This is a genomic window from Streptomyces sp. D2-8, assembly GCF_023184515.1.
Lineage (GTDB): Bacteria > Actinomycetota > Actinomycetes > Streptomycetales > Streptomycetaceae > Streptomyces.
Window position 1 is genome coordinate 36,434 of sequence record NZ_JAAHBP010000017.1, and the last position, 19,804, is coordinate 56,237.

At 69.9% G+C, this 19,804-nt stretch carries 18 protein-coding genes; 9 read left to right on the plus strand and 9 right to left on the minus strand.

The genetic code is table 11. The features are described 5' to 3' along the window. Positions 1–33: 33 nt before the first annotated feature. The 3 genes from G3I77_RS26450 to G3I77_RS26460 all read right to left on the minus strand — a co-directional run bounded on the left by G3I77_RS26450 (position 34) and on the right by G3I77_RS26460 (position 3,449). On the minus strand, positions 34–813 hold the full coding sequence (locus G3I77_RS26450) for an HAD-IIA family hydrolase (protein ID WP_248507761.1): 780 nt from the start codon (positions 811–813) through the stop codon (positions 34–36). A gap of 108 nt (positions 814–921) precedes the next feature. Further along, positions 922–1,743: an LPXTG cell wall anchor domain-containing protein gene (locus tag G3I77_RS26455; protein ID WP_248507763.1), complete on the minus strand. Its 822-nt coding sequence runs from the start codon at positions 1,741–1,743 to the stop codon at positions 922–924. 527 nt (positions 1,744–2,270) lie between these two features. Further along, the gene (locus tag G3I77_RS26460; RefSeq protein WP_248507949.1) at positions 2,271–3,449 is read right to left on the minus strand and encodes an ROK family transcriptional regulator; all 1,179 of its coding nucleotides are present in this window, start codon (positions 3,447–3,449) and stop codon (positions 2,271–2,273) included. Between the two features lie 96 nt (positions 3,450–3,545). Here G3I77_RS26460 and G3I77_RS26465 point away from each other — a divergent pair, with 96 nt between their 5' ends. The 3 genes from G3I77_RS26465 (at position 3,546) to G3I77_RS26475 (ending at position 6,125) form a co-directional block, all read left to right on the plus strand. After that, complete coding sequence (locus tag G3I77_RS26465) at positions 3,546–4,637, plus strand: Gfo/Idh/MocA family oxidoreductase (RefSeq protein ID WP_248507765.1); 1,092 nt, start codon at positions 3,546–3,548, stop codon at positions 4,635–4,637. Next, positions 4,634–5,155 (plus strand): heme-degrading domain-containing protein, encoded by a 522-nt coding sequence (locus G3I77_RS26470; protein WP_248507767.1) that lies wholly within the window; start codon positions 4,634–4,636, stop codon positions 5,153–5,155. The genes G3I77_RS26465 and G3I77_RS26470 overlap by 4 nt, the downstream gene beginning before the upstream one ends. 103 nt (positions 5,156–5,258) lie before the next feature. Next, positions 5,259–6,125 (plus strand): LLM class F420-dependent oxidoreductase, encoded by an 867-nt coding sequence (locus G3I77_RS26475; RefSeq protein WP_248507769.1) that lies wholly within the window; start codon positions 5,259–5,261, stop codon positions 6,123–6,125. A 262-nt stretch (positions 6,126–6,387) separates the two neighbouring features. Here the strand turns inward: G3I77_RS26475 and G3I77_RS26480 are convergent, their stop codons facing one another. From G3I77_RS26480 to G3I77_RS26490, 3 genes are all read right to left on the minus strand, one after another. Beyond that, entirely contained in the window at positions 6,388–7,245 is an 858-nt protein-coding gene (locus tag G3I77_RS26480; protein WP_248507771.1) for a fumarylacetoacetate hydrolase family protein, read from the minus strand. Positions 7,246–7,388: 143 nt separating this feature from the next. After that, complete coding sequence (locus tag G3I77_RS26485; protein ID WP_248507773.1) at positions 7,389–8,099, minus strand: YidC/Oxa1 family membrane protein insertase; 711 nt, start codon at positions 8,097–8,099, stop codon at positions 7,389–7,391. A gap of 89 nt (positions 8,100–8,188) precedes the next feature. Next, on the minus strand, positions 8,189–8,500 hold the full coding sequence (locus G3I77_RS26490; protein WP_248507775.1) for a DUF6412 domain-containing protein: 312 nt from the start codon (positions 8,498–8,500) through the stop codon (positions 8,189–8,191). A gap of 223 nt (positions 8,501–8,723) precedes the next feature. Here G3I77_RS26490 and G3I77_RS26495 point away from each other — a divergent pair, with 223 nt between their 5' ends. From G3I77_RS26495 to G3I77_RS26515, 5 genes are all read left to right on the plus strand, one after another. Next, the gene (locus G3I77_RS26495) at positions 8,724–10,199 is read left to right on the plus strand and encodes a beta-1,6-galactanase (protein ID WP_248507777.1); all 1,476 of its coding nucleotides are present in this window, start codon (positions 8,724–8,726) and stop codon (positions 10,197–10,199) included. A 124-nt stretch (positions 10,200–10,323) separates the two neighbouring features. Further along, the gene (locus tag G3I77_RS26500) at positions 10,324–11,340 is read left to right on the plus strand and encodes an SEC-C domain-containing protein (protein WP_248507778.1); all 1,017 of its coding nucleotides are present in this window, start codon (positions 10,324–10,326) and stop codon (positions 11,338–11,340) included. A gap of 502 nt (positions 11,341–11,842) precedes the next feature. Next, complete coding sequence (locus tag G3I77_RS26505) at positions 11,843–12,244, plus strand: very short patch repair endonuclease (RefSeq protein WP_248507950.1); 402 nt, start codon at positions 11,843–11,845, stop codon at positions 12,242–12,244. Then, positions 12,241–13,236, plus strand: a complete 996-nt coding sequence (locus G3I77_RS26510) for a DNA cytosine methyltransferase (RefSeq protein ID WP_248507779.1) — start codon at positions 12,241–12,243, stop codon at positions 13,234–13,236. Before G3I77_RS26505 ends, G3I77_RS26510 begins: the two co-directional genes overlap by 4 nt. 11 nt (positions 13,237–13,247) lie before the next feature. Continuing rightward, a complete protein-coding gene (locus G3I77_RS26515) occupies positions 13,248–14,609 on the plus strand; it encodes a DNA cytosine methyltransferase (RefSeq protein ID WP_248507780.1) in 1,362 nt (453 codons plus the stop codon). Between the two features lie 36 nt (positions 14,610–14,645). On the opposite strand, the gene G3I77_RS26520 is transcribed toward G3I77_RS26515, so the two are convergent. From G3I77_RS26520 to G3I77_RS26530, 3 genes are read right to left on the minus strand one after another with little or no spacing between them, the layout of a single operon-like run. Continuing rightward, complete coding sequence (locus G3I77_RS26520; RefSeq protein ID WP_248507781.1) at positions 14,646–15,524, minus strand: DUF6339 family protein; 879 nt, start codon at positions 15,522–15,524, stop codon at positions 14,646–14,648. Further along, complete coding sequence (locus G3I77_RS26525; RefSeq protein ID WP_248507782.1) at positions 15,521–16,516, minus strand: hypothetical protein; 996 nt, start codon at positions 16,514–16,516, stop codon at positions 15,521–15,523. Before G3I77_RS26525 ends, G3I77_RS26520 begins: the two co-directional genes overlap by 4 nt. Positions 16,517–16,519: 3 nt before the next feature. Then, positions 16,520–18,664, minus strand: coding sequence for a helix-turn-helix transcriptional regulator (locus G3I77_RS26530; RefSeq protein ID WP_248507951.1), 2,145 nt, complete (start codon positions 18,662–18,664; stop codon positions 16,520–16,522). An 872-nt stretch (positions 18,665–19,536) separates the two neighbouring features. On the opposite strand from G3I77_RS26530, the gene G3I77_RS26540 reads away from it, so the two are divergent. Further along, entirely contained in the window at positions 19,537–19,725 is a 189-nt protein-coding gene (locus G3I77_RS26540; protein ID WP_248507783.1) for a hypothetical protein, read from the plus strand. Positions 19,726–19,804 lie beyond the last annotated feature (79 nt).

The window sequence follows — 19,804 nt, forward strand, 5'->3', positions numbered from 1 at the left end:
GGGTTTGAGGCCCCGACCGCCGGTGCCCGGGGGTCAGACCCGGTCGACGAGGTCCGCGATCGAGTCCACGACCTGCGAGGGCCGGTACGGGAAGTCCTCGACCTGTTCGGGCCGGGTCAGGCCGGTGAGCACCAGGAACGTCTGCATTCCGGCCTCCATGCCGGCCAGCACGTCGGTGTCCATCCGGTCGCCGATCATCGCGCTGCTCTCGGAGTGCGCCCCGATGGCGTTCAGCCCGGTGCGCATCATCAGCGGGTTCGGCTTGCCCGCGAAGTACGGCTTCTTGCCGGTCGCCTGGGTGATCAGCGCGGCCACCGCGCCGGTCGCGGGCAGCGGGCCCTCGGTGGAGGGGCCCGTCTCGTCGGGGTTGGTGCAGATGAACCGGGCGCCGCCGAGGATCAGCCGCACCGCCTTCGTCATGGCCTCGAAGGAGTACGTGCGGGTCTCCCCGAGGACGACGTAGTCCGGCTCGTGGTCGGTCAGGATGTAGCCGATGTCGTGCAGCGCGGTGGTCAGCCCGGCCTCGCCGATGACGTACGCCGAGCCGCCCGGCCGCTGGTCGTCCAGGAACTGGGCGGTGGCCAGGGCCGAGGTCCAGATGCTCTCGATCGGCATCTCCAGGCCCATGCGGCGCAGCCGGGCGTGCAGGTCGCGCGGGGTGTACATCGAGTTGTTGGTGAGGACCAGGAAGGGCCTCCCGGACTCACGCAGCTTCTTCAGGAAGGCGTCGGCGCCGGGGATGGGCACGCCCTCGTGGATGAGCACACCGTCCATGTCGGTGAGCCACGACTCGATGGGCTTGCGGTCTGCCATGTGCGGGATCTCCTGCCGTACGCGGTCCAGCGTGCGACCCAGCCTAAACAGTGGCGGGATCTTGCGGAACGGTCCGCGTGCGGCGTCCCGACTGGCGGGACGGCCCGCTCAGCGGCGGCGGCGTGCGACGAGCAGCGCCCCGCCGCCGGCGAGCAGCAGGACCGCGGCCGCCGCGGCGACCTGGGTGCCGGTGCCGGTGCGGGCCAGTTCCTCCGCGAAGGGGAACCGGTCCTCGCGGGGCGGGACGGAGGCGTCGGAGTCGGGACGGGATTCCGTGCCCGTGTCCGTGCCCGTGTCGGTGTCGGTGTCGGTGTCCGCGTCGGTGTCGGTGTCGGTTTCCGTGTCGGTCCCCGTCTCGCCGCCGTCGATCCCGAACCGGTAGTCGTTCGACTGCCCGACCCAGTCGCCGTCGTCGTCGTGCCGCTGCACCACCGCGGCGTTGACCGTGACGTCGTTGGGCACGGCGTCCGAGGTGAGCATCAGCCGCACCTTCACGGTGATGGTCTTGCCCGGCGCGACGGTGAACCCGGCGAACCGGTCCTCCTCGTCGGCGAACGCCCCGACGAGTTCGTCCTCGCCGGTCTTCTCGAACCGCACGGGGTGGGCCTGTTCCCCCTCGAAGAACTCGAGGTGCGGCTGGGACGGTTCCAGGGCCCGCTTGTCGTCGACGAGCACGACGACGGGGTGGATCCCGGTGCAGGTCCGGTCGGTCGTGTTGGTCAGGTCGACGTACCAGGTCCCGAACCCGCCCCCGGCCGTGTAGGAGTCCGGCCCGCCGTGGATGCGGGTGGTGAGCGGGAAGGTGTGGTCGTCGGGCGCGGCACAGGCGGGCGCCGGGGCGTCCGCGTACGCCGGATGAGCCCCGGGAAGCAGGACGGCAGCCGCCGCTGCCGCCGCCAGGCAGAGATGAGTGGGCGTACAGAGTCGCATGATGATGTGACATTCCGAGCGGCGAGGTCCGAGATACGACAAGGGCGGGAACCGCCCCCGAACGGCGGTGCGGATCCGCCCGGTCGGCGGAGGCACGGAGGGTGCGGGGCTGCCCCCGGCCGGGATCCGCCCCCGTCCTCCTGCGAGACCGCCAGAGCCGCCGAGGCCACCGAGCGCGGGCATCCACCGTGGCCGTCAGGGCCCCGGCCCAGCATGAGCTGAGCCGCTCCACCAGGGCCGCGGAGCCCGGGCACCAACCGTCGCGGTCAGAGCCGGGGCCCAGCATGGGGCTGAGCGGCTCCACCAGGGCCCCCGAGTCCGGGCACCAACCGTCGGCGGTCAGAGCCCCGGGCGCAGCACCAGCCGAGCGCCCCTCCCCGCCCCGTGCCCCCAGCCGTCGCCGCCCGCCCCGGCCCAGCACCAGCTCAGCCACCACCACCCGGCACCTCAACCACCCCCACGCCCGAACACCCCCACGCCCAAAGACCACCCCCAGCACAAGCCGAGCCGCCCACCACCGCCCTGCCTCATCCACCCCCACGCCCGAACACCGGCCCCAGCACCAGCTGAGCCGCGCCCGCCGCCACCGCCCCGTCTCCCCCGGCCGCGACGCGCACCGGTACGGCGTCCTGGCCCGTTCGCCGGGCCCGGGCCTTCAGCACCGCGCCGACCCCGCCCGTGAAGGCCTCCGGCGCCGTCGCCACCGTGCGGCCGCCCAGCAGGACGACGTCGATGTCGAGCAGCCCCACGAGGTTCGCCGCCCCGGCCCCGAGGACCCGCGCCGCCTCCTCCAGATCGCCGCGCGCCACCGCTGCGAGGCACAGGGCCTCGACGCAGCCCCGGTTCCCGCAGGTGCAGGGTGGGCCGTCGAGCTGGATCACCTGGTGGCCGAACTCCCCGGCCCCGGTCCTGGCCCCCCGGTGCACACTGCCGCCGATCACCAGCCCGGCCCCCAGCCCCGTGCCGAGGTGCAGGTAGGCGAAGGAGCCGCCCTCACCCCCGGCGGCGAGGCCCAGCGCCGCCGCGTTGGTGTCCTTGTCGACCACGACCGGCACCCCGAGCCGCTCCGCCAGCGCCTCCCGCAGCGGGAAGCCGTCCCACTCGGGAAATCCGGTCACCCGGTGCAGCACACCCCGGGCATGATCGAGCGGCCCGGGCAACGCGACGCCCGCCCCCAGCAGGGCCGGACTCACGACCGACCCCTGCCGGGGGGCCCGCTCCAGCCCGGCCGCTCCCTCCCGGGAGGCCCGCTCCAGCCCGGCCGGCAGCACCCCGGCCACCGTCTCCCGCACCGCTCCCAGGACGGCCTCCGCCCCCGCCCCGAGGTCCAGCGCGGCCCGCCGCTCCCCCACCACGGTCCCCCGCAGGTCCACGAGCACGACCCGCACCTCGTCCCGGTCCAGATGGACCCCGACCGCGTGCCCGGCCTCCGGCACCAGCCGCAGCACCGTACGCGGCTTGCCCCCGGTCGACGCCCGGCGTCCCGCCTCCGCCGCGAGCCCGTCCTCCCGCAGCCGGGCCGTGATCTTGCTGACGGCCTGTGGGGTGAGCCCGGTCCGCTCGGCGAGTTCGAGCCGGCTGATGCCCTCATCTCCGGCCGTCCGCAGCAGGTCGAGGACCAGCGCGGCGTTGTGGCTGCGCAGGGCGAGCAGATTCACCCCGCCGCCCCCTGCCCCGGCTGTCCCCGCGCCTCCCGCCCCGTGCATGCCGCCTACTCCGCCCGTACGGTCGTCCGCCCTGTTCACGCCACCCATTGTCCCCGGCGCTTGCACTTTGGCAACAGCGTTGCGAAAGTGGGTGGCATGACTGGCACACCCCTCGGCACAGCCCCCGGCTCGCCCCTCCGCGTCGGCCTCGTCGGCTACGGCCTCGCCGGCTCCGTCTTCCACGCCCCGCTGATCGCCGCCACGGAGGGCCTCGCCCTCGACACGGTGGTCACCTCGAACCCGGAACGGCAGCAGCAGGCCCGTGCCGAGTTCCCGGACGTACGCCTCGCCGCCACGCCGGACGAGCTGTTCGACCGGGTCGCCGAGCTGGACCTGATCGTCGTGGCGTCGCCGAACAAGACGCACGTGCCGCTCGCGACGACCGCGCTGCGGGCCGGCCTGCCGGTCGTGGTCGACAAGCCCGTCGCGGGCACGGCCGCCGAGGCCCGCGAGCTCGCCGCCCTCGCCGAGGAGCGCGAACTGCTCCTCTCCGTCTTCCAGAACCGCCGCTGGGACAACGACTTCCTCACCCTGCGCAAGCTGCTGAACGAGGGCGAGTTGGGCGACGTCTGGCGCTTCGAGTCCCGCTTCGAGCGCTGGCGTCCGAAGCCGAAGGGCGGCTGGCGGGAGTCCGGCGACCCCGCAGAGATCGGAGGTCTGCTCTACGACCTCGGCAGCCACGTCGTGGACCAGGCCCTGGTGCTGTTCGGCCCGGCGGCCTCCGTCTACGCGGAGACGGACATCCGCCGCCCGGGCGCCGAGACGGACGACGACACGTTCATCGCGATCACGCACACCAACGGCGTCCGCTCCCACCTCTACGTCTCCGCGACGACCGCCCAGCTCGGCCCCCGCTTCCGCGTCCTGGGCTCGACCGCCGGCTACGTCAAGTACGGCCTCGACCCGCAGGAGGCGGCGCTCCGGGACGGCCTGCGCCCCGGCCCCGACTGGGGTGCGGAGCCCGAGTCGCTGTGGGGCCGTGTCGGCTCCGGCGAGTCCCCGGTGACCGGCGGCGGCCGCCCCGAACCCACCCTCCCGGGCGACTACCCCGCTTACTATGCGGCCGTGGCGAAGGCGCTGCTGGAGGGCGCCCCGAACCCGGTGACCGCGCGGGAGGCGGCCGCCGCCCTGGACGTACTGGAGGCCGCTCGTCGTTCGGCCCTCGAGAAGGTGACGGTGACCCTGTGACCCACAAGAGCAACCCCTCGCACAGCCAGGGGCTCACCCCGAAGTTCCACCCGGAGCTCACCCCGAGCCTGGAGGAGCTGGAGAAGCAGGAACGCCACCTGGTGTTCCGCCAGTTCACGTACGACGACGCCTGGGCACTCGGCTCGCTCCTCGTGGAGATGGCCCGGGAACGGCAGGCCCCGGTCGCCATCGACATCCACCGCGCCGGCCAGCAGCTCTTCCACGCGGCGCTGCCCGGCTCCACCCCGGACAACGACGCCTGGATCGCCCGCAAGCGCCGGGTGGTCGAGCGCTACGGCTCCGCCTCCTACCTGGTCGGCGCCCGCTTCCGCGCCAAGGGCAGCACGTTCGAGGAGTCCTCGCGCCTCGACCCCGACACCTACGCGGCCCACGGCGGCTCCTTCCCGATCACCGTCGAGGGCGTGGGTGTGATCGGCGCGGTGACGGTGTCGGGGCTGCCGCAACTCCAGGACCACCGGCTCGTGGTCGAGGCGCTGGAGCGGTTCCTGGACCGCTAGGTCCACTGCCGAGTCCACCCCTGGAATGAGCGGGGACTCCCTCCGGTTGGCACCTGCGTACGCGTGATCAAGCACGGCGCCCCAACCGGAGGGAACCCCACCGATGAGCACCCCCCTGAAGGAGACCGTCGGTCGGTACGGCATCTGGAGCGTAGGCCTGCGCTCGGAGGACCCGGACCGGCGCGGCGAACTCGCCGAGGCCGCCGCCGAACTGGAGGAACTCGGCTACGGCGCCGTCTGGCTGGGCGGCAACAGCTCCGCCGCCAACGCCGCCCCGCTGATCGGGGCGACCTCGAAGATCACGGTCGGCACCAGCATCCAGAGCATCTGGCAGCACGAGCCGGACGCCGCCGCCACGGCCTTCGCGGAACTGGAGTCGGCCCACCCCGGGCGTTTCCTGCTGGGCCTCGGGGTGAGCCACGCCAAGCGGGTGGAGCAGTACGCCCGCCCCTACTCGGCCCTGGTCGAGCATCTCGACGGCCTGGACGCCGCCGGAGTGCCATCAGACCGGCGCCTCCTGGCCGCCCTGGGCCCGAAGTCGCTCCGGCTGGCCCGCGACCGAGCGGCGGGCTCGATCCCCTACCTGGTCACCCCGGAACACACCGCGCACGCCCGCGAGATCCTCGGCGAGGCCCCGCTGCTGGCCCCGGAGCTGGGCGTCGTCCCGGAGACGGACCCGGCCCGCGCCCGCGCCCTGGCCCGCGAGTTCCTGGAGATCTACCTGCCCCTGCCGAACTACACCAACAACTTCCTCAGGCACGGCTTCACCGAGGACGACCTGAAGGACGGCGGCAGCGACCGCCTGGTCGACGCCCTGTTCGCCTGGGGCGACGACACGGCCATCCGCACCAAGATCGACGCCTTCTTCGAAGCGGGCGCGGACCACGTCGCCCTCCAGCTCCTGACCGGCGAGCCCCGCGACGCCCTCCCGAGGAAGGCGTGGCGCGACCTGGCTTCCGCACTGGCGTGAGGGGAGCGCCCTAGGGGGCTTCTGATGGATCTCCGTGGAAGAAGGAGCGGCGTTCGGTGCGTGCTCTCGGCGTGCCGGGCGGAAGGCCTTGTAGCGGAGCTACCAGGCCTTTCGTCCGGTGCGGCGAGAGTGCGTGCCGGGCGTCGCGACGCCGCGGAGATCCATCAGAAGCCCCCCAAGAGGCGCGGGGAACTGCGCGACCGGCCACGGACTGCCCGCAGCCGGAAGCCAACCGCAGTCCCCCGCCCCTCCCAGCGGAGCGCTACGCGTCCTTGAACTCCTGCCGCTGCCGCCCCAGCCCCTCGATCTCGAGCTCCACGACATCCCCGGCCCGCAGGAACGGCTTCGGCTCGGGCGCCCCCAGGGCAACCCCCGCCGGCGTCCCGGTGTTGATGACATCGCCGGGGTACAGCGTCATGAACTGGCTGAGATACCGCACGACCTCTCCCACCGGGAAGATCTGCTCGGCCGTCGTCCCGTCCTGCTTCAGCTCCCCGTTGACCCAGAGTTTCAGGGACAGGGCCTGCGGGTCGGGCACCTCGTCCGCCGTCACGAGCCAGGGCCCCAGCGGGTTGAACGTCTCGCAGTTCTTCCCCTTGTCCCAGGTCCCGCCCCGCTCGATCTGGAACTCCCGCTCGGACACGTCGTGCGCCACGGCGTACCCGGCGACATGCCCGAGTCCTTCCTCCGCGGACCCCAGATACCTGGCCGTACGCCCGATGACGACGGCCAGCTCGACCTCCCAGTCGGTCTTGAGGGACCGCCGCGGCACGAGGACTTTGTCGTTGGGCCCGGTCACCGTGTCCGGCGCCTTCATGAAGACGACCGGCTCGGCGGGCGGCTCGGCGCCGGTCTCGCGTGCGTGGTCGTGGTAGTTCAGCCCGATGCAGACGATCTTGCCGATCCGCCCCAGCGGCGGGCCGACCCGCAGCCCGGTGGCGTCCAGTACGGGCAGCTCGCCGGCGTCGGCGGCGGCCCGGACCCGGCCGAGCGCCTCCTCGTCGGCGAGCAGCGCGCCGTCGATGTCGGCGACGACGCCCGACAGGTCCCGCAGGGTCCCTTCGGCGTCGAGCAGCGCGGGCCGCTCCGCCCCCGCCGTACCGACTCGCAGCAGCTTCATGATCAATCTCCCTCGATCGCGGGCGCCCGGCCGATGAGCGCGACCCGGATGCGGCGGGGCAGCCATCGGAGGACTGGTCGATCCTCCAAGCTGGGAGTGCACTCCGCAATACCCCGTTCACGTACTGGACCCCGCCCGCCTGGTCAGCGGTACAGCACGGCCCGCTCGACGGCACTCCACGTCGTACTGGTCACGACGTACAGCGCGGCGGCCAGCGGCACGACGGCCACGGTGACGAGCGTGAAGAACGACATGAACGGCATCACCCTGGCGACCGCCCCCAGCCCGGGCAGCTGCTCCCCGGCCCCGGCCTGGGCGGCCGGGTTCGCGGCCATCATGCGCTTGCCGATCCGGTAGCTGAACGCGGCGACGCAGGCCACGACGACGAACAGCCCGGCGTACACGAGCCCCGCGCCGCTGAGGAGACCGCCGTCGAGCGCGTCCGTCCACCGCTCCCCCAGCGGCGCCGCGAACAACTCGTGCCCGAGCAGCCCGTTGCTCTCCCCGCCGATCGTGTCGCTGGAGAACAGGTGGTAGAGCAGGAAGAACGCGGGAATCTGCAGCATCCCGGGCAGGCAGCCGGCGAGCGGCGACACCTTCTCCTCGGCGTGCAGCTCCAGCACGGCCCGCTGGAGCTTCTCGGGGTTCTTCCCGTGCTTCTTCCGCAGCTCGGCGATCTTCGGCTGGAGCGCGGTCCGGGCCTTCTGGCCGCGCGCGGCGGCCCGGGACAGGGGGTGGACGAGGAGTCGTACGAGTGCGGTGAACAGGACGATCGCCGCGGCGGCCGCCGAGGCGCCGAACAACGGCTGGAGCAGGTCGGCAAGGTGCTCGACCAGGTGGGCGAAGACGGACATGGGTGAGCCCTCCGGGGGGTCTCGTCGTGCCGGAACAGGTCATGGCGGCATGACGACCCGCGCGGGGTCACCTCTGAGTGAATGCGCCCCTACGCGACGGTCGCCCGGAGGGCGTGACCGGGTGCCCGGGGCCGGGTGCGCCCCCGGGCGTCGGGATCGCGCTGGGGCAGGAAGGCCGTACGGAGATCACGGTCGCGGATGGCCGTACGCACCCGCGTACGCGGCACGGCGGGCGCGCAGCGCGAGGCGACGAGGGCGCAGAGCGCGAGGGCGGCCGAGGCGGCGGCGGTCGCGGCGAGCGCGACGGTGGCGGAGAGGCTGCCGGTGTCGAGCAGCGCCACCTCGACGAGCAGGAAGAGCAGCGCGAGGGCGGGACGCAGAGTCGCCCAGCTCCGGTTCATCGGCTGCCCCTCCTCTCGTACGTGTGTATGCCCTGTTGTTCGTTATACAGGATCACCTCCGCGAGCGGGCCCGCGACTTCGTACACGGGTTTGAGGAAGGTTCGTCAGAACTCTCGACAACCCACCCGCCACCCCCGATGCTTCTCGTCACCCGACCACGGGACACCCCTGCGACGCCGGGCCGGGGACCGGCGTCTGCCCTCATCTCCCTTACGGAGGAGCCGTGATACGACGCAGAACCCTGCTGTCCGCAGCAGGCGGTACGTTCCTCGGCAGCGCCCTGGCGACGGGCACCGCGCACGCGGACGCCACGATCGCCGTCAACCCGTCGACGACGTACGGCACCTGGGAGGGCTGGGGCACCTCCCTCGCCTGGTGGGCCAACGTCTTCGGCGCCCGGGACGACTTCGCCGACCTGTTCTTCACCACCAAGTCCGTGACCTACAACGGCCGTTCCCTCCCCGGCCTGGGCATGAACATCGCCCGCTACAACCTGGGCGCGTGCAGCTGGAACAGCGTCGGCGGCGAGACGATGGTGAAGTCGCCCAACATCCCCGGCTTCAAGCAGATCGAGGGCTTCTGGCAGGACTGGAACAACGAGGACCCCACCTCCTCGGCGTGGAAGTGGACGGCGGACGCCAACCAGCGCGCGATGCTGGTGAAGGCGACGCAGCGGGGCGCGATCACCGAGCTGTTCGCCAACTCCCCGATGTGGTGGATGTGCGGCAACCACAACCCCTCGGGCGCGTCGGGCGGCGGCAACAACCTCCAGACCTGGAACTACCGCCAGCACGCGAGCCACTTGGCGGCGACAGCCCTGTACGCCAAGAACAACTGGGGCGTGAACTTCGCGACGGTCGACCCCTTCAACGAGCCGGCCTCCACCTGGTGGACCGCGACCGGCACCCAGGAGGGCTGCCACATGGACCCGGCGGTCCAGGCGGCCGTACTCCCCTACATGCGCAGCGAGTTGGACAAACGCGGCCTCACGGGCCTCCGCATCGCCGCCTCGGACGAGACGAACTACGACACGGCCCGCTCGACGTGGGCGTCCTTCAACTCCTCCACCAAGGCCCTGGTCTCCCAGGTCAACGTGCACGGCTACCAGGGCTCGGGCGGCCGCCGCGACCTCCTCTACACCGACGTGGTGACGACGTCCCGCAAGAAGCTGTGGAACTCCGAGACGGGCGACAGCGACGGCACGGGTCTGACCATGGCCTCGAACCTCTGCTACGACTTCCGCTGGCTGCACCCCACGGCCTGGTGCTACTGGCAGGTCATGGACCCGACGACGGGCTGGGCGCTGATCGCCTACGACGCGAACACCCTCCAGCCGACGACCGTCCAGACCAAGCACTACGTGCTGGCCCAGTTCAGCCGCCACATCCGCCCCGGCATGACGATCCTGGACACGGGCGTGAGCTACGCGGTGGCGGCGTACGACGCGACGGCCCGCCGCCTGGTGATCGTCGCGGTGAACACCTCCACATCCGCCCAGACCCTCACCTTCGACCTCTCCCGTTTCTCGACGGTGACGGGCGGCTCCGGGGGCCTGGTCCCCCGCTGGAACACGGTCACGACGGGCGGCAGCGACCTCTACACGGCACGCTCGGACACCCGCCTGTCAGGCAAATCAGTAAGCGTCCCATTCGCGGCAAAGTCGGTCCAAACCCTGCACGTGGACAACGTGACGCTGTAGGCCGGCGGCGGCGGTTCGGGGCGAACCGTGAAAGCTGGGTGGCGAGCATGGGAAGTAGGGAGGCCGGGTGGTCTGGCCTGCGCATCTCTCACGCTCGTCACCTCCCGGCAGTACGGTGTCCCCCATGCGCCCCGACACGCCTGCCGAAAACGTCGACCACACCGCCGAGGCGGCACGCCTGGAGCGGACCGCCGGCCTGTATCCCGAGGACGCCGAGGCCCTGCTGCTGCGGGCAGCGGCCCACCTGGAGCTCTCCGGCGACCGCCCCACCGCGACGACGCTCTACGACCGCCTCCTCTCCTCCTCCGAAGGCCTCGACAACCCCCACCTGGTACGGGCGCTCAAGGCCTCGAACCTCTGGGAGTACGGCCACGAGGCCGAGGCCCGCGCGATCATCGAGGGCGTCCGGGTGGCGTCCCCCAAGGACCCGGCCCCCTGGGTGATCGTCGCGGAGTCCCTGGAATCCCACGACGAACTGGAAGCGGCCCACGAGACGTTCACGGAGGCCGTGCACCGCCTCCTGACGGACGTCGCGGAGCCCCCCTACGCCACCCACCCCCTCCTCTTCGGCCGCCACCGCGTACGGCGCATGCTGGGCAAGTCCCACGACGAGTGGGACGCCCTGGCGGACACGGTCCACTCCCTCCCGATCACCCTGGACGAACTCCACGACCCCAAGCGCGTGTGGTCCCTGGGCTCGGAGAACCCCGCGGAACTGGAGGCGGAGATCCTCCGCCTCCGCGCGGAACTGGGCGCGTACCGGGAGGCCCTGTCCCGCCCGTTCCCGGTGGCGATCCTGCACTGGCCGGCGGGCGAGCTCACGGAACTCCTGGAGGCGTACCCGTCACTGTCGACGGAGTACCCGTCCCACGCCGAGCACCTGGCCTCGATAGAGCAGTCCCTGCGCGAACTCGCTGCCTCCGGCACCCCGAACCTGGGCATCGTCACCGGCACGGTCCCGTCGTACGAGGCCTTCGCAGCCTCGGAGGGCTCGTCCCCGGGCGACGCGACGCTCCTTCCCCAGTACGCGACGACACTGGCGGCACGGGGGCGGGCGGTGGCTTGGCCTCCGCAGCGGGGGGCGGCTTGTTGGTGTGGCTCGGGCCAGCCCTACGGCCAGTGCCACGGCACCACTGCCTGAGATCCGGCCGGTGAGGGGCACCACGACCACCGGCAGGCCGTCGCAGCCAACCCGGCGTGCGCGGAATCGCTGACGCGCCCGTCACCCCCGAGCACGTGCACCAGCTCACCGCAGCGCTACGAACCTCTGACCCCCGCTCCCCCGGGCCGCCCGCTCGCTTCTCTCCCGTGCTGGAGCGGCCCGGGTCAAGGGTGGCCCGAAGGGCCATCGGCGCCAGCCGACGCGGAACGCAGCGGAGCGGAGTGGGAGCGCTCTTGATGCGGGCCGCGGAAGCGCGAGACTGGCATGGAAGCGGGCGCCCTGACAGCCCGAAAACGATCAGCTTGCGACAAAGGCCCTTCGCATGTCGGTAGCTACTGCTAGAACTGACCACATCGCTATGAGTGATCGGGTGCGGATCAGCTCAAGCCCGGAAGCAGCGATCATCGACCGTGACGACATGCATGCGTGAGGCTCGACAGTGAACAGCATGACGCCTTCGTCTCCCGGCGTCTCGGCCCGCATGAGCAGGCAGGCGAGCAAGGACACGGCCGTCGAGCTGGCCGTACGGCGTCTGCTGCACGCGGCCGGGCTGCGTTACCGCGTGGAGTACCCCGTGCCGGGCCTGCCCCGACGTCGTATCGACGTGGCGTTCCCAAGGGCCAAGGTCGCGGTCCTCGTCGACGGCTGCTTCTGGCACGGCTGCCCCCAACACGCCACTCACCCGAAGGCCAACGCGGACTGGTGGCGCACCAAGCTGGACCGGAACATGGCCCGCGACCGGGAGACGACGGAGCATCTGGTCGCGGCGGGGTGGACGGTGCTGCGGTTCTGGGAACACGAAGCTCCGGAAGAAGTAGCGGTACGGGTGGCGGCAGCCGTACAGCGGCGCCGCTCGGAACGAACCAGGGGGATGGAACAGTGAGCGGACTCACCTTCGTGGATGTGTGCTCCGGGGCGGGTGGGCTTGCTCTCGGTCTGGAGCGGGCGGGGTTCGAGCCGCGCCTGCTGCTGGACGACGACAATCCTGCCATCACGACTCTGCGCACCAATCGGCCGCAGTGGAACGTGCTGCACACCGACCTGCTGGAATTCGACCCGGCCGAGCACCCGGTGAGCTATGACGTGGATCTCCTCGCGGCGGGCCTGCCACGGGTGAAGTCGAGTGCGACCGTCGGACGGACAAATTCGGGTATGGAGGAGCGGCTGTTGGAGGCCGCTGTCTACCTCGTCCATGCGATCAGGCCTCGGGCGGTGCTGATCGAGAACGTCCCCGGCCTCGCCCACGCGGACGAGTATCAGCAGTTCCGTGACTTCGCCCGAGCCGAACTGGCCCACTTAGGATACGAATTCAGCTGGTTCGTCATGAACGCCGTCGATTTCGGCGTACCGCAGAGCCGCAAGCAGGGCGTCCTGGTAGCCGTCGAACGGAATCGAGCCCAGGCGTTTCGACCACCGGTGCCGACCGTGCAGGAGCCGACGACGGTCGGCGCCGCCCTCGGCCCGTCCATGGCCGCGCGCGGTTGGCAGGGCGCAGTCCGCTGGGCCGCCCAAGCCGATCAACCGGCTCCGACACTGGTCGGAGGGTCGAAGAACCGGGGCGGCGCCGACCTGGGCCCGACCGGAGCCAAGCGCAAGTGGGAGACCCTGGGCGTCAACGCACATTCGCTGGCCGACACGGTTCCGGGCCCAGAGTTCGTATGGGATCCCGAACTCGGCAGGGACAACATGGTGAAAATCACGGTTGAACAGGCGGCGCTGCTGCAGGCGTTTCCCGACACGTGGGAGATCGCCGGACTCAAGACCGCCCGCTACCGCCAGATCGGCCATGCGACCCCGCCGCCTGTCGGAGAGGCACTGGGGCGGGCCTTCGCCGAAGCGTTGGACGGCGAGCCGGCAGCCTCCGCGGCCGGCTAGACTTCCGCCACATGACCAGCGCGGCGCCACACCAGTCCATCCTCGACAAGCCCTTTGTCCTGGACCTCTTCGCAGGTCCCGGAGGGCTGGACGTCGCCGGGCACGCGCTCGACATTCCGAGTCTTGGCATCGAATGGGACAGGAGCGCGTGTCTGACGCGATACGCGGCCGGGCTGGACACCCTCCACGCCGATGTGAGCGCGGTACGCAGGGATGCCTTCGAGTCGCTGCCGCCGGAGATCAACGTGCTCGCCGGAGGGCCCCCCTGCCAGACGTACTCGGTGGCCGGGAAGGGCGCGGGCCGCAAGGCCTTGGACGAGGTGAAGAAGTACATCGAACGGCTGATGGCGGGCGACTCCGACGAGGCGATCGACAAGGACCTGAAATCCCTCAGCGATCCGCGCACGGCGATGGTCCTCGAGCCCCTCCGGTACGCCATTCAGGCAACCAGGAGCCCGAACCGGGATAGGCGCCCGTACGACGTCATCGTCCTGGAACAGGTCCCCGCGGTCGAGGCCCTCTGGGACCACTACGCCAAGGTGCTGAAGGAGATGGGCCTCCCCGACGGCACCAAGTACAAGGTCGTCGTCGACGTCCTCGACACCGAGACCTACGGGGTACCTCAGACGCGATCCCGCGCGGTACTGATCGCTCGGCGTGAAGGGCTCGGGGAGCCGTCGCTGCCCGCGCCGACCCACCGTGCGTACGAAGCAAAGGAATGGAATCGCAAGGCCGACCAGGCCCCTAGCCAGGTTCATCAGCCGACCCTCGACGACGAGGACACCGCGCGAGCGACCGAGGAACGCCGGGAAACGGGCGACAGGGACCTGGAGCCTTGGAAGTCGATGGGTGAGGTTCTCGCCGACCCGGTGGGCACGCATCCAGGGCGCCGCACCCCGTTCCTGGTCCGCTCGAACTACGGCAGCTCCGGAATTCCAGGACGACGTGGGGTGCGCACCGACCGGCAGCCCGCCGCCACCGTCACCGGCCGCATCTCCCGCTTCGTGGTCTTCGAGCACCTCAACGCGAGGGTCGTGCGCGAGGGCGCGCGCTTCACCATGAACGAGGCGGGGATGCTGCAGAGTTTCCCGCCGGACTACCCCTGGTCCGGTACGGCACAGGCCCAGCAAGTGGGCAACGCCGTGCCCCCCGTGTTCGGTGCTCACCTGCTGAGCGCCGCGCTCGGTCTTCCCACGCCGGACCCGGATGTACTGAGGAAGCCGTGGCAGCCGGCCACGGAGGAACAGCGGGCCAAGCTGCGCAGCCACGGCTGCGGGGACGCGGGCACCTGCACCGCGAAGTGCCCGCGTCCCGAGGATCAGGCACCGGCCCGCTCCTCCGCGCGCCCTCGCGAGAAGGCGTCGGCGAAGTAGTTCGCGCTTACGGCAGCGTGTCACTGCCACTTCGAGTCAGTCCGCGCTCTTCCTGCCCCGGACCGGCGCAGTCTCGAACAGCTCCGTGAAGTAGTCCGTGAGCGCGGCCACAGACTCCTCCGGAACAGGATCCTCGTCGGGTCCCTTCGGGAGTTCGTGCCGCTCGACCGGTGGTGCCGATGACGCCTCCGCGATCCAATCTCGCAGGCGGGTGGGGTCCCTGGGCTCGTCGGATGCGAGAACGTCGTAGACCAGAGTTGCTCCGGCCGCCTTGATCGCGACGCTCAGGCCGTTGATCTCTCGCCCAGTGGTCACCTTTTCCTTCCGCAGGAGGCGAACCAGGGCCTGGGCGGTGGGACGGTGGTCGATCAATCCCCCGCGCAGAACGGTATGGATGAGGTCCTGATTTCCACAGGCGACCTCGACCGGCTCATAGTCCGGACCGTTCCGGAAGAGTTCAGCCGCCCACCAGAGACGGGAGAAGCACTGCCTGTCTGCGGGGCCTCGGAAGCGCTCTTCGGCGATCCGCCTTTCCGGCTTCTTCGATGTCGGTTCCGACAGGTGGCGCCAGGCGACATAGTCCGGGGCCACGGCCAAGGCGATGTGGTTCCACAGACGCTTGTCCGCCGCCTCTCGCCGCGTCAAGCGCATCGTCGCATGAAGCCTTGGCGCAAGCCACGCGTCAGCTCGCGTACGGTCCTCCTTGAACTCGAACATGGCGTCTTCCACTAGGCTTCGGATCGGCTCGACCGACCACCTAGCGTCGTCCTCTGGGAGTTCTTCGACGACCTTGGCGAGTTCGATGCCGCCGTGCACCTGTTCACCCTTGAGCAGTTCCTCGTTGAGAAACGGATCGCCAGCCGAGGTAGCGAGCAGCGCGAGGCGCTCCGGTACATGGTTCGGTTGGGTGATCACGTCTCACTCTCTCGGTTCATCTGTTCCAGGCTGCGGATGGCATAGGCAAGCGCCTTGGTGGCATCGGCACGGCGGACCGCTGCATAGTGGATGCGGGTCTGGAGTTCCACCCAACCCGAGTCCCGGGTACGCCGGCGATGGACCTGTCGCAGGGCCTCCTCAACGTGCACGCCGGGAATCACGTCGGGGAGCATCTCCCGCAGGACCTCGCCCTGCCAGTCGGTCGGGAAGACGGGGCCGCCATCAGGTTCCACCTCCAGATCGCCGATGGCTCCGTGGAACACCGCGGTCCAAACGTCGGTGGCCATCTGAGCGACCAAGAGGTCGCGCACCTTGCTGTCCACACCGGAACCGCTGCTGTCCAACAGCCCGAGGACGCCCTCGACATCGGTGTTCACGAACACGGTGGGGACCCTGGCCGAGGTCTCCACGATCCACGGGGCGTCTGCGTAGGCTTGCAGCCATTCTCGGGAGCTCTTCTTGAACGAGGCTTTCTGGACCTCCAGTTGCAGCCCACGAACCGGCTCGTCGGAGACTGTGTCGACGATCCAGCTCCGCTCGGTCTCGGCGATGGACCTGCCGCGTATTCCATCCACCGTTCCGACGGCGTGCACGGCGAGGGAGGCCCGACCCAGGTGATCGTCACGGAGCACCGTCAGGGTGCCCGACCAGTCACGGCCGTCCTCGGCGTCACGTGTGAGATCGGAGGAGGTCCGGACATTGGTCTCGCCGTCCGTCAGCACGGCGAGGACACGCAGATCGGACCAAGCCGCGTCCGGCGCGTTCGCCCCGGGTGGCAACGTCGCCGAAATGCCGATCGTGGCGCTCACCCAGTCGGTGTGACCCGCGATGCCGAGCGCCACTGCCTGCTGTTGGGTCGAGTAGGCGGTGGTCTCCAGTTGGTCGCGGGTGCCGTCGGAGAGCCTGAGGGAAACCGAGGTCACTCGGAGCGTGACTGGCCGGTTGAGCCGCTTGTACGGGTAGATCTTCACGCGTCACTCCCCCTTGCCAGCACGGAGTTCGAGCACGAGGCGGGTGAGCGTCGTCCTGACCGGGTGGCTGGAGGCATCGGTGGACCCTTGAAATTTCGCGCGACGCGCGCCCGGCACGAAGCGCAGAGTCCCGTCCTCCACCTCGCAGCCCTCGAGGGCCACTAGTTCTGCCCAGTCGAGCTTCGGGCGGCCTCCTGAGCGGACGTCCAGTTGGGCGACAGGCACCATAGGGACAACCTCGTCGCCACGCGGGATGCTGACTTCTGCGGTGATCCGCCACTCCCCGTCATCACCGATTGTCGCGTCGAGCCCGTCCAGTACCGGAATCACCGGCCCGGAGGGCAGCTTGGCCTTGGGTCGTGTTTTCACGGTCAACGCCTTGCGCAGGGCCGCACCACCTTCACGGCTGCTGCGCTTGGGTCGTGCGACGAGTTCCCTGACCGCGTTGTTGACCTCGGCGGTCAGCATGTTGATCCGCCGGTACGCGGAAGGCGACCATCGCAGGGTCAACTCCTCGGTCTGCCCCCAGCGGTCGTGCTCGGGAGGTTCCGCCGCACGCAAGAAGTCCTCTGCCTCCTTCGCGAAGGGGGCCGATTCCCCGGCTGCCTCACCCACCAGGAGAACAGCCTGGAACGGGTTGGTCCCCAGTGGGAGGTTGGTAGCCCCGGCTCTCTTGACGGTCATGCGGTTGCCGCGCAGTGAGTGCACCTGGTTCTTCGGAGTGTCCGCGTCATTGGCAGCCTCGGTGACCAAGAGGACCGCTTGGTGTGTGCCGAGCGTCCCTCGGGCGCCCCCGGACTGTGGCAGCTTCAGGGGAACGCTCCGCGCCGCCACCTGCCCGGCTTCGGTGAGCCGATCAACGGTGGTGCCCTCGTAATGCGCCCGCAGGGCACGAGTCCGGGAGGGCTGCTCGGCAGACGGGTCCACCTGTTCCTCCGGTACGACCACTTCGCCGTTGCGCAGGGCACGTACAGAGACCTCCAAGAGGGGAAGCCTGCTCCCCCCGCCGGTCATCGCGGCCCAGAAGTCACGCCCCAGCGCTTTGACCAGACGGCGGTGCATCTTGCGGATGTCGCGCGTGTCCTCGCTGTCCTCCTCGTCCCTGGCCTCCTCGTCGCCGTCGGACGAGTTTCCCTCAAGGCTGGCCACGTCGTGCGCGCCGACGACGAGGAACGAGGTACCGGGTTCGTCGCTCTCCCGGGTCAGGTGCAGGCTAGCCACGGTCTCCTCGTCCGCCCACCAGGAACGGGCAACCATGGCGCCGGGCGAATCAGGATCGGGGCGGCCGAACCAGGCGGGGCCGGCGTACGGCTTGCCGTCGACCTCGCGCCAGGGCAGTTCAAGACGGCCGATGACCCGTCGCTCGGTACGCCCCTCATGAGACTCGGACAGAGTGGAATTGATGAGCACAAGGCCGAGAGCACTGGTGGCCCACAACGTGGCCTTGCCTAGGCCGTACGAACCACCCGCGCCATGACCGGACTTGAGACTCTCAAGCTGGCGCCGCACCACTGCGGCGAACTTGCCGTCCGCGTAGTCGTCACCGATGAGCCCGGAAGCGTTGTAGTCGTCGACCCGCAGCAGGACCAGGCGGCCCTTCTCGTACATGTCGCGCACCCCGGCGTCCACGACACGACCGACTTTCTGGCTGCCCGCGATCTCCGAGACGGCGGAGTAGTGCGGGAAGAGATCGTTCCAGAGGATCGCCTCGCGGAAGGCGTCCAGGGCCTCGCCGGTCAGTTCGTGCAGGGTGTAACGGACACGGACCGGGCGGCCGTTCTCGGTCACCCGCTCGTCGAGGCTGTTCTGACAGGTCTCGCGCGCGAGGACCTGGACATCGGCATCGAAGGCAAAGGCCGCGGCATTGCCCAGGTCACGGCCCCCATCGGGGTAGCCGGGACGGTGATACCAGGTGATCGGCAGGCCGGCCTGGGTGTCCGTGGTGCGGGTGTGCACGGTGCCGACGTCCGTGCCGAGCGCCTTGGCGATCTCCGTCATGACAGTCGGCCGTGGAGTCGATCTTCCGGTGATCCACGCGGAGATGGCTGCCCGAGTCAGCTTGAGCTCCACGGCCAAGTCGGCCTGCGTCTTTCCCGCGAGCTTGAGCTGGCGGGCCAACCAGGGCCCGAAGTCCTCGCCTGTCTCCACGTCCACCTGCTCTTTCCTTGGAGTCGTGCGAGGAGAGTAATTTGACACACCCTCAAACGTCAACTGAAAGTTAACGCGATCCAGGCGTCACCTTCGCTGGCACTGATGTCCAATTGAACCCGAATCGCCCCACCTTTCATTCATTACCGGCTCGGCACCCGCAAGAGCACCCGCGCCCTAGGCCCTAGCAGGCCGTGCTGGTGCTGCGCTGATTCACAGTCGACGGAGCCCGGCTGGCCCAACTCGCCCGCGACAACAACATCTCAATCCCACTCCTACCGCTACCCGCACGAATGGCTGACCGCGCTCGCCGACCACGCGCCGGATCCGTGGTGTCGCCGAGCGCGCCAACGCCCTGCGCCGGGTCGACCTCGACCCCGGCAGCATCATCCGGATCGCCCGAGCCGCCCTCGCCCTGCTCCAGTTGGAGCACGGCCGTACCACCTGACCGAAGATCACCAACCCTCACGAGACGCTACCGAGAAGGGCTCATTCGAACCTCCCGGCCGAGCGGAATAGCCAACTCCGCCTGCACGAACGGAAGTTCAGGGTTGCACGATCGAGTGGCTGCCTATACCGTCGATAGCGATGGGAAATCCATCCCGCTGGGTGAACCGGAAATCGAAAACCGGGCGGCAAGGGGACCGGTATGCCCAAAACCCGCTTGGCGAGAGGAGATCGAGATACCGGAGCGCGAGGCCACATCCAGACGAAGAGATACTTCGTGATTCTAGTGGCGGCGCGAGACCTTCACCCGCTAGCGTGATTCACGGGGGAAGAAACTCACCAAGAAGACCATCCGTTTCAGGGGGACAAGTGTCCGAATGCACCCCTGCGCGACCGGCAGGACACACTGCGACAGGGGGCACTCCATGGGTGAACAGGACTGCGGCGATTTCCTGAGCTCGTTCCGGGAATTGAGCTCATTTGAGTTGAGGATTCAGATAGCGCACAGCAAGGCCGAAGTGGCAGAGATCCTTAACTGGTACAACCTGCCCGAAGAGGATTTCACTCGTGGGTTCCCCGATTTGGCCAAGAAGGTACAACTGCTGCCGGACTAGGCCTGACTGAGCGGACTGCTGGCCTGCAACCTGCCAGCGCACGCGCTTTCACACAACGCCACAATGAACACGGGCCGGC